The organism is Pseudodesulfovibrio sp. JC047 (assembly GCF_010468615.1).
Classification (GTDB): domain Bacteria; phylum Desulfobacterota; class Desulfovibrionia; order Desulfovibrionales; family Desulfovibrionaceae; genus Pseudodesulfovibrio.
On record NZ_WUEH01000007.1, the window covers coordinates 49,054 to 66,964 of the forward strand.

Annotated in this window: 14 protein-coding genes; 4 read left to right on the forward strand and 10 right to left on the reverse strand. The window is 53.6% G+C overall.

Translation table 11 applies throughout. The features are described from left to right. Window positions 1-15: 15 nt before the first annotated feature. Window positions 16-1,725, forward strand: a complete 1,710-nt coding sequence (locus GO013_RS06155; protein WP_163809238.1) for an FAD-dependent oxidoreductase — start codon at window positions 16-18, stop codon at window positions 1,723-1,725. A 669-nt stretch (window positions 1,726-2,394) separates the two neighbouring features. On the opposite strand, the gene GO013_RS06160 is transcribed toward GO013_RS06155, so the two are convergent. From GO013_RS06160 to GO013_RS06180, 5 genes are all read right to left on the reverse strand, one after another. After that, window positions 2,395-3,402: an oligopeptide/dipeptide ABC transporter ATP-binding protein gene (locus tag GO013_RS06160; RefSeq protein WP_163809240.1), complete on the reverse strand. Its 1,008-nt coding sequence runs from the start codon at window positions 3,400-3,402 to the stop codon at window positions 2,395-2,397. 2 nt (window positions 3,403-3,404) lie between these two features. Beyond that, complete coding sequence (locus GO013_RS06165; RefSeq protein ID WP_163809242.1) at window positions 3,405-4,376, reverse strand: ABC transporter ATP-binding protein; 972 nt, start codon at window positions 4,374-4,376, stop codon at window positions 3,405-3,407. 3 nt (window positions 4,377-4,379) lie between these two features. Then, window positions 4,380-5,297, reverse strand: coding sequence for an ABC transporter permease (locus tag GO013_RS06170; RefSeq protein WP_163809244.1), 918 nt, complete (start codon window positions 5,295-5,297; stop codon window positions 4,380-4,382). Between the two features lies 1 nt (window position 5,298). Beyond that, entirely contained in the window at window positions 5,299-6,276 is a 978-nt protein-coding gene (locus tag GO013_RS06175; protein ID WP_163809246.1) for an ABC transporter permease, read from the reverse strand. 171 nt (window positions 6,277-6,447) lie between these two features. Further along, window positions 6,448-8,073, reverse strand: a complete 1,626-nt coding sequence (locus tag GO013_RS06180) for an ABC transporter substrate-binding protein (RefSeq protein WP_163809247.1) — start codon at window positions 8,071-8,073, stop codon at window positions 6,448-6,450. Window positions 8,074-8,302: 229 nt separating this feature from the next. Between GO013_RS06180 and GO013_RS06185 the strand changes: the two genes are divergently transcribed. Continuing rightward, a complete protein-coding gene (locus GO013_RS06185) occupies window positions 8,303-8,719 on the forward strand; it encodes a hypothetical protein (protein WP_163809249.1) in 417 nt (138 codons plus the stop codon). Between the two features lie 19 nt (window positions 8,720-8,738). Here the strand turns inward: GO013_RS06185 and GO013_RS06190 are convergent, their stop codons facing one another. The 5 genes from GO013_RS06190 to GO013_RS06210 all read right to left on the reverse strand — a co-directional run bounded on the left by GO013_RS06190 (window position 8,739) and on the right by GO013_RS06210 (window position 15,004). After that, window positions 8,739-11,267: a TIGR03960 family B12-binding radical SAM protein gene (locus GO013_RS06190; protein WP_163809251.1), complete on the reverse strand. Its 2,529-nt coding sequence runs from the start codon at window positions 11,265-11,267 to the stop codon at window positions 8,739-8,741. A gap of 86 nt (window positions 11,268-11,353) precedes the next feature. Next, window positions 11,354-11,686 (reverse strand): hypothetical protein, encoded by a 333-nt coding sequence (locus GO013_RS06195; RefSeq protein WP_163809252.1) that lies wholly within the window; start codon window positions 11,684-11,686, stop codon window positions 11,354-11,356. Window positions 11,687-11,766: 80 nt separating this feature from the next. Then, window positions 11,767-13,035: an OFA family MFS transporter gene (locus GO013_RS06200; RefSeq protein WP_163809254.1), complete on the reverse strand. Its 1,269-nt coding sequence runs from the start codon at window positions 13,033-13,035 to the stop codon at window positions 11,767-11,769. A 123-nt stretch (window positions 13,036-13,158) separates the two neighbouring features. Beyond that, entirely contained in the window at window positions 13,159-14,733 is a 1,575-nt protein-coding gene (locus tag GO013_RS06205) for a cation acetate symporter (protein WP_163809255.1), read from the reverse strand. A gap of 1 nt (window position 14,734) precedes the next feature. Continuing rightward, a complete protein-coding gene (locus tag GO013_RS06210) occupies window positions 14,735-15,004 on the reverse strand; it encodes a sodium/substrate symporter small subunit (protein WP_163809257.1) in 270 nt (89 codons plus the stop codon). 189 nt (window positions 15,005-15,193) lie between these two features. Here GO013_RS06210 and GO013_RS06215 point away from each other — a divergent pair, with 189 nt between their 5' ends. Continuing rightward, window positions 15,194-16,270, forward strand: coding sequence for a putative nucleotidyltransferase substrate binding domain-containing protein (locus GO013_RS06215; protein WP_343219537.1), 1,077 nt, complete (start codon window positions 15,194-15,196; stop codon window positions 16,268-16,270). A 75-nt stretch (window positions 16,271-16,345) separates the two neighbouring features. Continuing rightward, complete coding sequence (locus GO013_RS06220) at window positions 16,346-17,899, forward strand: glycosyltransferase family 9 protein (protein ID WP_163809259.1); 1,554 nt, start codon at window positions 16,346-16,348, stop codon at window positions 17,897-17,899. Window positions 17,900-17,911: the final 12 nt, after the last annotated feature.

A 17,911-nucleotide genomic window follows, 5' to 3' on the forward strand; every position in this document is an offset into this window, starting at 1 on the left:
TAGAGGTAAATCAGCATGTCTCAACATATTGTTGTCATAGGCGGTGTGGCTCTCGGGCCAAAGGCCGCCTGCCGTCTTAAGCGGCTTGAACCCGAATCAACTGTGACCATGATCGATCAGAGTGCCCTCATCTCCTACGGGGGATGTGGCATTCCGTATTATGTTTCCGGCGATGTCTCTGATGCGATCGAACTTTCACAAACCAGTTTCCATATGGTTCGTGATGCAAAGTTCTTCAAGGAAGTCAAGGGGATCGACGTTCAGATTCTCACCAAGGCCACACGCATTGATCGCGAGAAGAAATGCGTTGAAGTCGAGAATGTGACCACTGGTGAAAAAGCATCTATCAACTACGACAAACTGGTTATCGCAACCGGCGCGTCGCCTCGCACGCTCAATCTGCCCGGCGATGATTTGCAGGGTGTGAATTATGTGTGCAACCCGGATGACGCTGTCCGTATTCGCGAAGCCATTTCCAAAGGCCAAGTGAGCAATGCCGTAATTGTCGGAGCCGGATTCATCGGGCTGGAAATGGCCGAAGCCCTGGCAGATATGTGGGGTGTTGGCACGACTGTTGTGGAAATTACCGAACAGATCATGCCTCGGCTGGTCAGTCCTGCTCTCGCGACCATGGGGCAAAAGCACATGGAAAAAGGGGGCGTGACGTTCCACTTCGGCGAAACCGTGACCGCCATTGAAGGCGAAAACGGCAAGGTTACGCGTGTTATCACCAACAAGCGCACCTTGGATGCCGAAGCCGTCATTATCGCGGCCGGAGTCGTTCCAAATTCCGATATCGCCAAGGAAGCGGGGCTGAATGTTCACGACCGTGGTGGTGTTTTTGTCGATGAATTCATGCGGACCAATGATCCTGACATCTATGCGGGCGGCGATTGTTGCCTCGTGAAAAATCTGATGACGGATCAACCGACATATCTTCCTCTCGGGTCTATGGCGAATCGTCAGGGGCGTATCATCGGCACTAATCTTGCCGGTGGCGAGAGTCGTTTTGATGGGGTGATCGGGTCGTTTGTCGTGAAGTTATTCGAGACGTCCATGGCCGGAACCGGGATGAGTCTTGAAATGGCTCAAGCTGCCGGATTCGACGCCATCAGTGTCCTTCTCACCCAAATTGACCGGGCGCATTTTTATCCGACCAAGGAGCTGATGACGCTTGAAATGGTCGTTGACAAGTCCACCCGTCAGGTACTTGGTGTGCAAGGTTTTGGCAGTGCTGGTGATGCCATGGTTGGACGAATCAACACGGTTGCCGCCATTCTCAAGACCAAGCCGACCATCGATGATATCTCCAACGTCGAGATTGCCTATTCCCCGCCATTTGCGGCAGCCATGGATATTCTCAATACTTTGGCCAATTTTGCGGACAATGCGGTATGCGGCATCAGTCATGGTGTCGGTCCGGATGGTTTCAAGGAATTATGGGATAATCGTGAATCAAACGAGTGTTATTTCCTCGATTGTCGCGAAAAGCCCGATGCCGAGCCTGTCATGGAGCGCAATCCGGAGCATTGGCACAATGTCCCGCAAGGTGAGGTTCGTCAGCGGATGGATGAAATTCCGAAAGACAAGCAGCTTGTGCTCATCTGCAACACCGGTGCACGTTCCTACGAAGCGCAAATTACTTTGGCTGCTAACGGCTATGAAAATGTCATCAACGTCCACGGTGGCATGGCATCCATCAAGAAGTACGGTGTTGAAGTCTAGTTTGTTTTCGTTAGTTGAAATACAGAGCTGATTGTGGCGCATCATGTCTCGGCATGGTGCGCCTTTTTCGTGTGAAGGTGTGCCCTACCGGGGGGCGCTTTCAGCGGGACCAGCCCTACCGGGGGTCGCTTTCAGCGGGACCAGGACGCTGTCCTGGACCTGCCAGAGACCCTTTTGAAAAAGGTTCTCTGGACTCTTCAAAACTTTTTGGGTCGCTTCGCGAGGGCTGTCGGCAGCGTGGGGGCGTGTGGCTCTTGGAAGGATATTGTAAAGAAATGTTTTTTTACAGACTTATTTGAGAAGTCTTACAAGAGACATTTTTAGTACAGGCCTTTTATTTCGTTATTTATCTGGGCTTTTATCTTTCTCTTCTTCAATCCCACTCAAACGATGTCGTGGGGCCTCGCCGGAGGCGCGATAAAAAGTTCTGGAGGGGAGTCCAGAGGGGAACCTCTTCCAAGAGGTTCCCCTCTGGCCGTCGGAGACATTCCACATCCCATACCCCGCACGACAGCCGTGTCCCCACGCGGACGCGCACACCTGCCGAAGGCACATAAAAAGTTTGGGAAAAGAGAGAGATAGGGGGTCTGGGGGAAAGGGAGAGAAAGAACCCTTTTTAAAGGGGGTTTCTCTCCCTTTCCCCCAGCTGCCGGAGGCAATGCTGCGTCTTTACAGACGGCCTTCCTCGACGGCATGGCAGGCGACGACGACGTCGTTTGCCAGAATTTGTTGTTGTGGAATTTCACGCAGACAGCGTTCGTTGGCGTGCGGACACCGTCCGTGGAAAACGCAGCCGGTGGGCAGGTTGATGGGGGTCGGCACGTCGCCTGAGAGCTTGACGTGACCACCTGGAGTGCCGCCGATTTTTGGAATGGCGGACAACAGGGCCTGCGTGTACGGATGGCGTGGGTTGGAGAAAAGCTCCTTGGCGGGAGCCAGCTCGCAGACGCACCCGAGATACATGACCACGACGCGGGTGGAGATGTGTTCGACCACACTCAGATCATGACTGATGAAGAGATACGTCAGTCCACGCTGATCCTGAGCATCCATGAGCAGGTTCAGAATCTGAGCCTGAATGGAGACGTCAAGCGCAGCGATTGGCTCGTCGGCGGCGATGAATTCCGGGTCAACGACCAGGGCGCGGGCAATGGAAATACGTTGCCGCTGGCCGCCGGAGAATTCGTGCGGGTAGTTGGTGACCCAGACTGGGTCAACACCGACTTGCAACATGACTTCCGCAACTTTGTCCTTGATTTCTGCGCGAGTCAGATCCGGATTGTGAAAACGGACAGGCTCTTCGAGAATTTGACGGACAGTCATGCGCGGGTTCAGTGATGCGTATGGGTCCTGAAAGACCATTTGCATCTTGGTCCGGTAGGGACGCATCTGGTGCGAATTGAGATTGTCAATGCGCGCACCCTTGTAGTGGATTTCGCCCTTATTGGGTCGATATAATCCCATGACGGTGCGGGCCAGCGTGGATTTACCACAACCGGATTCACCGACAACACTCAGTGTTTCACCGGGCTGAACGTCGAGCGAAACATTGTTGACGGCTTTGACCAGTGTTTGTTTGCGATGGAATTTCCCATTGGAAAACTTGACCTGGTCAATGATGGATCCGGAGATATCAAAGTGCTTGTCAATGTCGCGAACTTCAAGGATTGCAGTCATGATTACTTTCCTCCTTGGCGAGCGAAACAAGCGACTTGGGTCCCGCTTTCAAGCTCGGTGAGCACCGGGATGTGCGTCTTACATTTTGCCATACTTTCTTTGCACCGAGGTTCAAATGGACACCCTTGGGGCATGTCTCGCAGTGATGGCATCATGCCTGGGATTTGGTGAAGACGTTGTTCGCCTCCTGCCATTTGCGGTAATGCCTGGAGCAATCCTTGTGTATATGGATGCTGCGGATTGCTGATGATCTGATCGGTGTTGCCGAGTTCCGCGACCTTACCGGCATAGAGCACGGCGATTCGCTGGGTTACTTCGGAAACAACGGCCAAGTCGTGCGTAATGAGGATCAGACCCATGTTTTCTGTCTTGCAGAGTTGCAACAACAAATCCATGATTTCGGCCTGAATGGTCACATCCAGTGCGGTTGTCGGTTCATCGGCAATAATGAGTTGCGGACTGGTCAGCAATGAAATTGCGATGACGATACGTTGACGCATTCCGCCGGAAAATTCATGCGGATATTGATTGAGCCGTTTTTCCGGAGAGGGGATGTAGACCTTTTTCAATTTGTCGAGACAGATGGCTTCGGCTTCAGCATTGGAGACGTCCATGTGGGCCAGGATGGTTTCTTTCATCTGCGTGCCGATCGTCAGCACCGGATTGAGTGTCATCATGGGGTCCTGGAAAATCATGGAAATGTGATTTCCCCTGATTTTCCGCATTTGGTCATATTTGAATTTGGCGAGATCCTGTCCGTTGAAGATGATTTCTCCGCCGGAAATCCTGCCGGGTTTGGATATGAGATTGATGAGGGAAAAGCCGAGGACGGATTTACCGGCTCCGGATTCACCCACAATACCGAGTCGTTCGCCTTTGTTGATAACCAGGCTGACGTCGCGGACGGCTTGAACAGTGCCGGTGCGTAATTCGAAATCAACGCTGAGGTTTTTGATATTGATAAGCGGTTCCACGCCTTACCCCTTGTACAGTTTGGGATTGAGGAAATCCCGGATCCAGTCACCAAGCAGGTTGATGACGAGAATCAGGGTGACGAGCAGGATGCCGGGGAAAATGGTGATCCACCATGACCCGGAGAAGATGTATTCGAATCCTGCGGTAATCAGTGATCCCAAAGACGGCTTGTTCACGGGCATTCCCAGTCCGAGAAAGGAAAGGGCCGCTTCGGACATGATGGCGTTTGCGACCTGAACCGTGGAGATGACCAAAACCGGCGACAGGGTGTTCGGCAGAATGTGCCGCCACATGATACGTCGTTTGGATAAACCGATGACACGCGCTGCTTCCACATATTCCTTTTTTCGTTCAGCGAGCACCGAGGCGCGGACTGTTCGGGCATATTGGGGCCATTCTGCTAGGCCGATGATGACGATAATGAGTGGGACCGCCACTTTGTCATATCCGGCAACGCCAAAAGCCGTTTGGACGATGGCTCCGATAAAGATGGCAACCATGTAGGTTGAAAAGGAAAGTTGGACATCGGCTATACGCATGAGGATGTTATCGAGCCGCTGAATGTAGCCGGAAAGCAATCCGACCATAATACCGATGAAGGCCTGAAGACAGACCGCACCAACACCAATGATGATCGAGACACGCATTCCGTACAGCATGGTGGACAGGATGCCTCGACCCTGCGCATCGGTTCCCAACAGGAATTCGTTGCTGCCACCGTCTTCCCAAATCGGGGGAACTTGTGCGTCCATGATGTCGATGGTCGTTGAATCATAAGGATTGTGCGGAGCGATGATCGGTGCGCCGAAGGCAGAGATGACCAAGACAGCCAGAATGATGAAACTGCCCAGAGCCACCGGGTCCCGAAGGAAATTGTAGAGCATGTAAGATTCTTTGAACCGTTGCCATTTGGATCGCATACTACTTCCTCCCTGCCACGCGAACTGTGGGATTGACGAGGCCGTAGATGATATCGACCAAAGTGTTGACCAGAACAAAGATGATACCGACAAAAACGAGATACGCGACCATGAGCGAGGTATCAGAGCGTTCAACGGATTCGATGAACATGGACCCCATGCCCTGCCATTGGAAAACGGTTTCGGTCAGAATGGTGAAGGCGACCATGATACCGAGTTGGACACCACCAACCGTGATGACCGGGAGCAGGGTATTCTTGAAAGCATGAATCAGCCAGACGCGGCTGGGTTTGACCCCTTTGGCCCAAGCGTATTTGACGTATTCCGTTTCGAGAACTTCCATCATTTCAGAACGAATGAGTCGAATGAAAAGAGGGAGCATAATGGATGAAAGCGCAATTGACGGCATGATAAGGTGTTTCAATCCGTCAAGAGTGAGGAGGCCGGTATCCCACCATCCCAGTATTCGGACGGTTTCTCCCCGGCCAAACGAAGGAAGCCAGTGGAGTTCGACCGAGAAAATATAGATAAGAAGGATCGCTGTGAGAAAAACCGGCATGGAGACCCCGATAATAGAGGTCCCCATAATACATCGACTGAACCAGCTTTTGGGTTTGATGGCCGCATAAATACCCAGCGGCACAGAGAGAACGATGATCAGCAACGCGGCGCAGAAAACCAGTTCCAATGTGGCTGGTGCTTTCTTGACGATGACGTGCGCGGCGGGCTTTTTGAAAAAATAACTCTGGCCGAGATCGCCATGCATGGCGTTCCCCAGGAAGCGGACGTATTGGACCATGAAGGGGTCGTTGAGACCGAGCTTGTCACGCATTGCTGCGCGCTCGGCTGGGGTGACTCGTTCGCCGACGAGATCGCGGACAGGGTCGCCGAAATTGTGTTTGATGGCGAATCCGATGAAGCTGATGATGAGCATGACCATCACGGCTTGGAGGATTCTTTTCACAGTGAATGCAAACATGTTTACTCGATTGCCGTCTGTTTCCTGCACATGGGATTATGCGTCAGGTTGATATCATTGAATTTTTTAATGGCGTTCAATGGCCGCCAGCTATATGAAGGGGGAACCCAGACTCGAGGCCGGGGTTCCCCTTTAATTTTCTTTCCGATTTAATGCAAGTTTTGATTTACATTACTTAACGATCAGATCGCCGAAGTACGGGAAGTTCATGACATTAACAACTTCGGATGTATTCATGTTGTCCTTGGATGCCCAGGAGAGGTTCTGCCAATGCAGCGGGATGTATCCAGCTTCATCGTATTGAATCTTTTCAACTTCTTTGCACATTGCAGCACGTTTGTCCGTGTCGGTTTCAGTCTGCGCGGCAATGGTCAGCTCGTCCACTCTGGCGTTGCAGTAGTTACCGGAGTTGTATTGACCGTAACCGGTTTCGGCATTGCGACACATGGACAGGAATTCGTAGAAGTTGCCGGAGTCCTCGGTATCAGCGTGCCAACCGAGCATCTGGATGTCAGCGACTTGTGCGTCATACTGATCCCAGTACTGGGCTTTCGGCATGGTTTTCAGGGAGATCTTGATGCCGATCTTGGACATCATCGAAACGAATGCTTCGGAGATCTTTTCGTCGTTTACGTAGCGGTTGTTCGGAGCAATCATGGTTGCTTCGAATCCATTGGGGAAGCCGGATTCGGCCATCAGAGCCTTGGCCTTGTCCAGATCAAAGCGGGGAGCCAGTTCTTCGACGTGACCGACATAGCCTCTGGGAGACATCTGACCGGCTGCGGTGGCAAAGCCCTTCATGATCTTGTCAACAACGCCGTGGTTGTCATAAGCGTATGCCATGGCAAGGCGGACCTTGGGGTCGGCCAGAGCAGGGTTGCGTTCGCCGTTGAGCTGATAGGAGATGAGGCGAGAACCGGACATGGTCACGAGCTGCAAACCGTCAGTGGACTGGATGCGTTCGAGATCCTGAGGAGGCACGGGCATGATGAAATCGACATCGCCGGACAGCAGAGCTGCAACACGGGTCGCGTCGTTTTTAATCGGAGTGAAGACGATTTTGTCGATGTTACCAGTTTTATCCCAGTAATCAGCAAATCGGGTCAGCACGAGCTTCACACCCTGTTCGCGGGAAGTGACGGTGAATGGGCCGGTACCGGATTCGTTGACGTTGGCAAAGGAATAGTCCGTCTTGAGGATCATATCCTTGGGCTTTCCTTTTTCGTCCGTGCCGGTGTAGAATTTTTTGTCCAGCGGGAAGATGTAGGTTGCCATGTTCAGAACCAGACCATACGGGTCCTTGGTGATCAGGTCCACAGTGTGGGCGTCCACGATTTCTGCGCCGGTGAACGGCTCGAACAGGCCCTTGAAATCTTCTGATCTTTTCAGACGATTCAAAGAGAAAACAACGTCTTCAGCGGTGAAGTCATTGCCGGAGTGGAACTTGACGCCTTCACGCAGGTGAAAACGCATGGTCCGATCGTCAATGCGTTCCCATTTTGTGGCCAGGCGGGGAACGAAATTCATGTCTTGGTCATAGCGGACGAGTGAGTCGTAGACCATGTGGGACAGCTGGAGCATACCACCGGACAGCTGGACTTGTGGGTCCAGGGAAACCGGGTCGGCGTCCATGGCGAGTTTCAGTGTGATTTGGGTGGGAGTTGCGGTTTCGGCTTTTTCTCCTGCATCATCTTTTTTCTCTTCACCTGCGCAACCAACCAGCAACATGGCGGATACGACAATGGTGAGAAGCAGCAGCGAGAATTTGCCGGCGGACTTGAACGTCGACAGTTTCATGAGTTATTCCTCCATAGATTAAAGCTGTTACGCCATAAACGGCGTTACCATACCTCTCCTGTGCCCTACGGGCACCTGTGCCTTCCCTGACCGAATAGCCGGAAGGGCTTGCTTCCATTGCTGAACACGGCGTAAATAGGTTAGGCTGAAATCTGCTCAGTCATACACTTTAAACGTGGTTTTAACAATAGAGTTTTGTTCGTGAATATAATGTTATGAGAGATGCAAAATGACAAGTTTTTACAGGTGTTTCACTGTAGTTTTAGTGTGTCTTTTCGGATTGGCTGGATGCTTTGGTTCTGTTGCGGACCAAACCGGATTGAACCCTGCGGAACGTATAGAAATAGATGATGATTATGCCACAGAGGTCGTGGTCGATCGAGGGGATGTGTTGGCCGTTGATCTCGCCAGTCCTTTGGGTAAGGGATATCGTATTTCCGCAGCCTCATTCGATCCGTCCATGATTCGCATGGAGCGGTTTCTTGAATACACAGAGGGTGAGGAGCGTCGGGTTCGGTACTTGTTTACCGTCCTTATGGATGGGACGAGCGATATTCTCATCAAAATGCGGCCGATCGATGGTGGTGCGGAAGAAGTTTTCCGCCAAGTGACTGTCAAGACCAACGCACAAGACGGACTGTTTTAGCCCGCCTTGTGCGTGAGTTTTATTTTTCGAATCGTTGAGCTGTTTTGGTCAGGGTAAAATCGAGCTGACTCGCATCCTTCATGATGGACAAGCTGAGGGCGAGCGGACTCATGTATCGTTCCCGCCAGTCCATGACCAGTGTCAGGCCTGCGGGAATTTCATTTATTTCCTTGACGATAGGACGGATGTTGACCGGCTTCATGCCGCGTTTTTTTGTTCTTTTTTCAACGATGAATTCGTCGGTTTCCATGAATTTCTGCCACTGTTTCAGGCGGTGTTCTGCATCCGTGGCAAAGTGGAGTTCAAAGACTTCTTCGACCGATTGTGGTTGTTTTTTGCCCATGGACAAACGGTCTGCCTTGATAGGAGCCAGTCCCTTGGGCATGTTCGGTATCAGTCGTTTGACCACTTCGGCGGGTTCAAAGTCCTGCCGAAGAAAGACATTGATCCATTCGGCGTTACTGGAAACGCCCACAGGCAGGGCCTTGCCAAAAGAGAGTCTAGGCATGGGGTGGAACCCGGCTGAGAACGCCATGGGGAGTCCGGCCCGGCGGAACGCACGTTCGAAGATGGCCTGCAATTCCAGTTGGCTGAGATAGGCAGCCGGTCCATTCTTTTCATACCAGAGTCGGAAGTGCGCTTCCTTGATCGTCAGGTCCGGTGTCTCGACGGTATAAGGCGGTTGTTCGCCTTCCTGATCGCGCTGGGCAAAGACCAGTTTTGGACGGATGTCCTTTTCCTTTGCTTGCGTGGTCAGTGTCGTTTTGTGCCCATCGAATTCGCAGACACCGCAGTTACGGCAGGCACCGTATCGACAGTCGGCCGTGATCTTTTCGACCAAGGCCCGTTCGCGTTCCTTGAGGAAAAAACGTTTGGTCAGGCCACTTGAAATGTGGTCCCAGGGCAGGGGCTTTTCTGGATCGCGTGGCCCGGTGTAGGCGTCCCAATCCAGTCCGGCTTCCTCCATGGCTTCCTTGTATGGTTCCAGACGGAGATGATCTTTCCAACTGGAGAACAGGGCTCCCTTGGCGTAGGCCCGTTCCACCACCTCGGCCAATCGGCGGTCACCTCGGGAGAAAACGCCTTCCAGCGAGGTCATTGCCGGTTCGTGATATTTGATGCTGATTCGTTTGTGGCGTTTGAATTGGTCCCGCAGGTAGTGGATTCGCCGATAGATTTCATCATAGGAAATTTGTGGTTCCCATTGAAATGGCGTTTGCGGTTTCGGGACAAAGGGGGAAACCGCTGCCGAGACCTGCAATCGTTTGACGTGTCGTCCAGCTGCGTCTCGGACTTTGAGACAGAGGTCCACGATTGCATCGAGGTCTTCGTCTGTTTCTGTGGGCAAACCGATCATGAAATAGAGTTTGACACCCTGCCAGCCATTTTCGAAAAGCAGCCGGACATGGTCCATCAGTTCGTCTTCATTGATGCCTTTATTGATGACGTCGCGGAGTCGCTGACTGCCGGCTTCAGGAGCCAGGGTGGCACCGGTCCGTCGGATGGAGGAAATTCGTTCCATGATGGGAGCGGACAGGGAGCCGACTCGGAGAGACGGCAGGGAAATGGAAATCTGTTCGGCGGCACATTTGTCAAAACTGCGGGTGAAGAGCGAGTCCAGCCCTGAAAAGTCGCCAGTGGACAGTGAAAGAAGCGAGGTTTCTTCATATCCGGTTTCAGCCAACCCGTCCGTCAGAATGTGGTCCAAGGTATCCAGGGAGCGTTCGCGGACAGGGCGATAGATCATGCCAGCCTGACAGAACCGACAGCCTCGGGTACAGCCCCGGGCTATTTCCATGGTCAGGCGGTCGTGGATCGCGTCAAAGGGGATAGTCTGCCCGATGGGAAACGGGGCTGAGTCAAGATCATCCACCACGGCTTTTTCAACCCGTTCATATCCTTCGACCAACGGCTTGAGCGGTTTATCCGGTCCTTGATCCTCAAAGAAAGACGGGATGTATATACCGGGGATGGTTGCCAGTTCACGGAAAAAATCACGACGGGACAGATTGTTTTTGTGTGCTGCTTCGATGCAGGCCAGCACCGCTGGCATGGTTTCTTCACCGTCACCGATGACCATGGCGTCAAAGAATGGGGCCACAGGTTCCGCGTTGAATGTGGCACCGCCTCCGGCAATGATGAGCGGATGCGAACGGTCCCTGTCTGCCGAACGGAAAGGAATGCCCGCGAGGTCCAGCATATAGAGAACATTGGTGTAGCAGAGTTCGTGCGTCAGGCTGAACCCGATGACATCCATTTCCTTGAGCGGGGTGTCGGATTCAAGCGTGGCGAGCGGGGTGTCGTGTTCGCGAAGAATGGTGGCCGTTTCTTCGCAGGGGGTGTACACCCGTTCGGCCCAGAATTGTGGGTGGGCGTTGATGGCCTGCGAGAGAATTTTTTGTCCCAGATAGGACATGCCCACTTCGTACATATCGGGAAATGCGAGTGCACAACGGACGCTGACAGTGTCCGGGTCCTTGAACGTGGCTCCCCATTCGCTGCCGAGATACCGGGAGGGGCGGGGGAGAATTGGCAGGAGTTCTTTCATGGTCGATCGTTGGTTAAAGGACGAAAAAACGGGGTTGGCTCTGGAGAGCCATCCCCGCTTGAAATACCAGCTTTCATGGACAACGGCTAGCCGAGATCCAGTCCGCCGCCACCTGCGTTGCCACCCAAATCCAATCCACCGCTGGACATGGAAATGTTGGTCAGCGCTTCGATGTATTTGGTTCTCAACTCTTCCGGGCAGTTCTTGTATTCGAACAAGACGTTATCAAAGGAAATTTCACCGTGCATTTCCTGGTCAAACGGGTAGCCGTAAGGCAACAGCACCATTTGAGTGCCGCCCTGTGTAGGCATGGCCTGAATGGTTGCGGGGTCTTCGATTTTGCGGGCAACGCTGTCGTATTTACCGACGACCATTTCGCCACTGACCAGCTTTGCCAGTCTGATATCGTAATTACTCATGAAATGTCTCCTTGATGGTTTGGTTCCCCTAAGTAGGTATCCGCACTCGTGCTGTCAAGCTTTCGCGTGTGAATGGGGTCTCACGTGTTGTTTGGGGACTGTTTTTGGTGTGGCGGGTGGACCGTATAGGTCAACACTGCCCCGACCAGGCACAGGACGCCGCAGATGGTGAAGGCCATGGGAAAGTTGTCCATGTCGCCGAGGAGACCTCCGAGAATGGGGCCGAAGATGCCTCCAACGCCATAGGCAAGAAAAACGAATGGATAATTTTGGCCCACGGTGTGTGCACCAAAGGTATCGGCAGTCATGGTGGGGAACAGGGCGAAGTTGCCGCCGAAGTTGAATCCGATGAAGGTGGCCCCCACATAGAGAATAAGTTCGTTGGTGGCCATGGTCGGGAAGCCGATGACGCAAATTCCTTGCGTGGCGGTCATGATGATGATCGCGGCCTTTCGTCCCATGAGATCACTCATCATGCCCCAGGCGATACGACCTATTCCGTTGGCCAGACTGAAAAAGACTGCCATGGCCGTGCCCGCTATGGCACTGGCTTCCACCGCACTATATCCTGCTCCCTGCAACGCCTCCATTGGGTACAACTTCATCAGTCCGATGGACATCAGTCCCGCGCCCGCACTGAAGGTGAATGTCAGGAAAATGGCGTGAAATTGACGAGTTCTGAGCATTTCGCCAGAGGTGAATCCCTGTTTGCCTTTTGTGGATGTGGCAGCCGTTTCGGGTGGAGTGTAGCCCGGGGGCAGCCAGCCGTCAGGCGGGTAGACCATCCAGAGACCGCCGGAGATGACGAGCACGGTAAAGGCGATGCCATAAAGGACAAAGGTGGTGGACAGCCCGAAGGTGGCGAGCAGATGCGCCCAAGATCCGGCGAGTTTGACCCATCCCATGGCACCGAATCCGAATCCTGCGACGGCCAGGCCGGTTATCATGCCTTTTTTGTCCGGAAACCACCGCATTCCCACGGCAATGGGCACCACGTATCCAATGCCGATTCCCGAGCCGCCAATGACACCGATGCAGAGCAGGATCAGCCAGAAATTCGTTCCTCCGAACAATCCGGCCAATATATAGCCTGCCCCCAAGACCACGCCGCTGATGACGGTCAATGTGCGAGGACCCCAGATCGGAAGTTTTTTCCCGGCCCAGACCATGATGAGGGCGAAACAGGCCAATCCCACGGCAAAGACGACCTGTGTTTGTATTTTTGACCAGCCGACGGCCTTGAGTGCCGGGGTGAAGACCGACCACGCGTAGATTGCACCGAGGCTGAGCTGGATGAGGATTGCGCCGATGACGACCAGCCAGCGATTCATGGGTTTTGTTCGAGCCATTGTGTGTTCCCTTTTGAGCGGATGGTTTTCCATGAAGAGTAAGACAGGGGTTGGGTTGAAAGTCAACAAAAGAGCGGGACTGCTCAGTGTCAGTCCCGCTCGTGAGGATGATGGTTTGGATAATCAGGCGGTTTCCGGGCCGTGGAGAATGGCCATGACTTCCGCAGTGTCAGGGGGCAGTGCCGCCTCGCCTTTGGAAGCGTATTCCATTTTTGAAACCGCATAGATAGCGATGAATGTCAGGATCATGACAAAACCGCCGGGGTTTTTGAATTGCAGGAATCCCGGGAGCAATCCTTTGCCGAGGATCATGAAAAACGAGCCAGTGATGCCGGTAATCAGACCTGCGCAGGCACCGTTTTTCGTCATCTTGGGCCACCAGACACCCATGACGAGCACCGGGAAGAACGTGGACGCGGCAATGGCAAAGGCCAGTCCGACCAGGACCGCGATCTGCATGGATTCCGCCCAGAAACCGAGCGGGATACCGAGCAGTCCGACAATGATGGAGGCGATACGCGCCACGGTGACGCGGGATCGTTCCGGCATGTCCGGGTTGAAGACGTTGACCACCAGGTCGTGACCGATGGCTCCGGCGCAGGCGATAATCAGTCCGGCCACGGTGGACAGGATGGCCGCAAACGCTCCGGCGACCACGATACCGAGCAGAAGTTGTCCACCGAAGTAAGACCCTGCGACCGGGACAGCCAGATTTTTGCCGTTGTCCGCCAGCCAGTGCATCAGGTGGGGCGAGACACCCATGGCCTCGCCGCGCAGGAAGGCGTAGCGAATGACATGGCCGACATATGGGCTTAAAATGTAGAACATGCCGATGAGCAGCAGGACATAAATGACCGTTTTGCGGGCGGCCCGGCCATCCGGGGCAGTGTAGAAACGAACGAGAATATGAGGCAGCCCAGCGGTGCCGAACATCAGGGCCAACAACAGGGACAGAGTGTCTTTCAAATTGGTCAACCAGTAGGCGGGAGCAGTGTATGCCGCGCCGTCAAATGCTTGGCCTGTCACGGGTTCCGCGCCTTTGAATCCATGGATGAACTGGACCACTTCAGTATAGGTGTATCCTTTGACCATGAAGGGAATGAAGGCGAGCAGAAACATGGCGCCAAAGAGAATCCAGAATTGGACCAACTGGTTGACGGTTGTCGCCTTCATGCCGCCGATCGTGACATACAGCGTGATGATACAGGCGATGATGACGATGGAGGTTTCATATTCCAGATTTAACAACAGGCCCATGACCTTGCCCGCGCCGAGCATCTGTGGGGCCATGTAGAAGAGGGAAACGAACAGGACGCCGATCACGCCGAGAATCCGTGCCCGTTTTGAGTGAAATCGTTCGGAAACGAAATCAGGCACGGTGTATCGGCCGAATTTTCGCAGCGGTGAGGCCAGAAACAGCAACAGGGCAATGTACCCCACAAAGAAGCCGAGGGCATAGATGATGCCGTCGAATCCGAACAGGAATGCGACGCCGGCCACGCCGAGAAAGGACGCGGCAGACAGATAGTCTGACGAAATGGCTGATGCGTTGATAAAGGAATTGACCTTGCGGCCCGCCAGATAATAGTCCGCAGAGGTTTTTTGGCGGCGGAACATGAAGGTCGTGACCACGGTGAAGGCCAACATGCAGCCAATCAGGACCAGCGCGGTGAAGGGGATTTGATAGCCGGTTTCCATGCTATTTTTCTCCTTTGAGTTTTCTGGCGATGTCGTCTTCCATGGCGTTCGCTTTATGGACGTACCAGATGAAGAGCACCCAGGTTATCGGATAGATTGCGATGGCGACCAGCCAATAGTGGAGGGGAAAGCCCATGATGGAGATTCGAGCGACGGTCTCACCTGCCAGATAGACCAGCAGGAAAATGCCGATGACACCGGCGAAATACGGAATGCCGACGCTCAGGGCAAAGGCGAGTTGCTTTTTGCGGATGGTTTCAAATTGGTCCATGATCTGGCCCTCCTCTCTGGTTGTGATGTTTGCTGTTGTCCTCCTTTTATCGTAGTGGAGAGGCTGAAAGCAGTGCTTTCAGGTAAACGGTCAAACTCGCTTGGTCATTGGTCAGGCGTGTTTGAAACAGACGGCTAACGGGTGATTTTTTCCGGTTAACGGTTGATTCGTCAGTCCCGGAGATGCGTAGTGTCCACCAATTCAGGGGAAAAACCGACGGTCAGAGGTCGTGACAGAAGGCGTTTTGACACGTCCGGAGGGGATATCCCCGGGCTGTTTTCCATGGTTCGGAGCGGCGATCTGACCCGTATTCGACATATCCGTTGTATCCGGGTGGAGGAGTGGGTTTCGAGCGGTGTGTCTGCCGAGACCATGTGCATTCGTCTTTCCCGATTCAACCGGGATGTCATTGCGGCAGTGATGGAAGCCCATGCCGAAACGTATCCATGGCTTCGGTTGTGTACGGTCCTTGAATTCGGTTCCGGCGGGCGGGATGAACAGGTACTTGGGTCGGATCAGGACAATGGGCTGCTCATGGCGGTGTCGCCGGATGCGGATGTCTTGGATGAATGTACGCAATCCATTGTCATGGCACTGGACGGTGCAGGGCTGCCCTTGTGTGATGGCGGTGTCATGATGAGTCTCGCTCAATGGCGGGGCCGATATGACGAATGGGCGGACCGACTGATGCAGTGGTTGGCCAATCCTGCTGAAAAGGGAGCGTGGCAATCCGGGCTTATTCTGGATTTTGCGGCGATCCCCGAGACTGATGCCGCCGTGGAACTGCTGCGGGATCGATTGTGGAGTTTTGTTCAGACCAAACCGCTCGTGATTTCATTGCTTGTTCAGGAATTGATGGACTATCGGCTTCCGTTGACGTTTTATGGTGCGTTCGTGACGGAAAAAGAGGGGATCTGGCAGGGATATTTGAATATCAAGAAAAGCGTACTTGCGCATTTGACCAACAGTGTTCGAATACTTGCCCTCAAATATTCGGTGGTTTCGTCCAATACGTGCGAACGCATCCGGGCCTTGACCCGGGCCGGGCATGTGTCGGCCAACCATGGGGTCCAGTTGTTGGAAGCGTGGGAATATGTCCAGCACAAGCGGTTTGCGATCGGTCTGGAATGTGCCCGTGAGTTGTTGCCTCCGCATAATTACGTCAACCCGGCGTATCTTGATTCGGAGGAGAAAAAACAGTTGAAAGCGTCCATTCATGCCGTTGAAAAACTGGTTCGTTTGGTTCAGGCCGGAACCTGGATGTGATTTCGGCGTCAATTTTGCATTTCCCTGTCTGTCTGACGCAATTTCGACGGATGGTTGTTTATAAGGATACTGTTTGTGAATGTTCTGATTATCAATTTGACCCGTTTTGGGGATCTCATTCAAACCCAGCCCGTTATTTCCGGTTTCAAGCGACAGGGACAGACGGTGGGCGTGGTCTGTCTTGAAAATTTCGCGTCCGTCATGCACCTGCTTGACGGCGTGGACCGCACGTTCCCTTTTCCGGGAAATCAGGTTCTGTCCGGCGTGCGTGACGATTGGCGGCTGGCTGCACGGGATATCGCTGCATTCAAAAAAACTATTTTTGACATGTTTTTGCCTGACTTGACGGTGAATTTGACGCCGTCTGTTGCCTCCCGTTTGTTGGCGTATCACCTGACTTCTGAACACGGACAGACCGTTGGGTTCACCGTTGATTCGTTCGGGTTCAACGCGGACACCTCCTCCTGGGCGGCATTTCTTCAGATGGCCGGAGCCAACCGGGGGGCCAGTCCCTTCAATATTAGCGATGTCTTTTGCCGAACAGCGGGGGTGGATGGGCAGGATGGTTCCCTGGACCTGGCCGCGCCCGGGCATGATGACCTGGCCGTGGCCGATCAGTTGTTGCAATCGAGACCGCAGGGGACACAGGGGTTTGTCGGGTTGCAACTCGGGGCCAGTGAAGACCGCCGTCGGTGGCCCGTGTCATATTTTATTGAGACCGCCCAGATGCTTTGGGAGCGGGACGGCTTGCTTCCTGTATTACTCGGTTCTGAGAGTGAGCAGGAGCTTGGCGACCGATTTGTCGAAGGCGCGACGTGTCCGCGTCTCAACTGCATGGGCCGAACGTCTTTGGGACAACTGGCTGGCGTGCTGTCCCGGTGTGCGGTGCTGGTGACCAATGATACCGGCACCATGCACCTTGCCGCCGGACTCGGGGTGCCGGTGTGTGCCGTGTTTCTTGCAACAGCGCAGCCATGGGATACGGGACCGTATCGGGCGGGTGCTCTCTGCCTGGAACCGGATATGGCCTGTCATCCCTGCGAATTTGAGACGGAATGTCCGCATGATTTTGTATGTCGCAAGGCCGTGCCCCCGGAAACCATGTACGCGGCGGCACATCAATTGGTCTCGCCGGAAACAGCGGGTGTCATAGATGGCGCGCGGGTGTGGCGCACGACATTTGGTCAGGATGGCTTGATGGGGTTGGATTCCATATCCGGTCACGAAAGGACAGACGGGGCCGTTTGGATCTCGATTCAGCGGGCCGCCTTTTCGGCATTCCTTGACGGGCGACAACAGGCTGACACCCATGGGCAGGGGATGACGCTTCGGCCGGAATTTCGAGAGAAAATATCCAAAATTTTGACAAATGCCATGGGTGTGCTTTTTTTGTTGTCACAACAGGCCCACCTGTTGCAACTCCAACCCCGCCCTGGAATAAAAAGTAAATTCATGGCTTCATGGCAGCTGTTTCAAAATATGCTGTCTTCCAGTGAACACCTTAAAATCATAGCGTTATTATGGATGTTCGAGACGCAGCAACATGGGGATGACCTTTCGTCTTTGCGAGGTCTGATTGATCGATACACCCACCTTTTGACTGCCTTGCGTGACAGCCTGAGCGTCTAGGCACGAATCTTG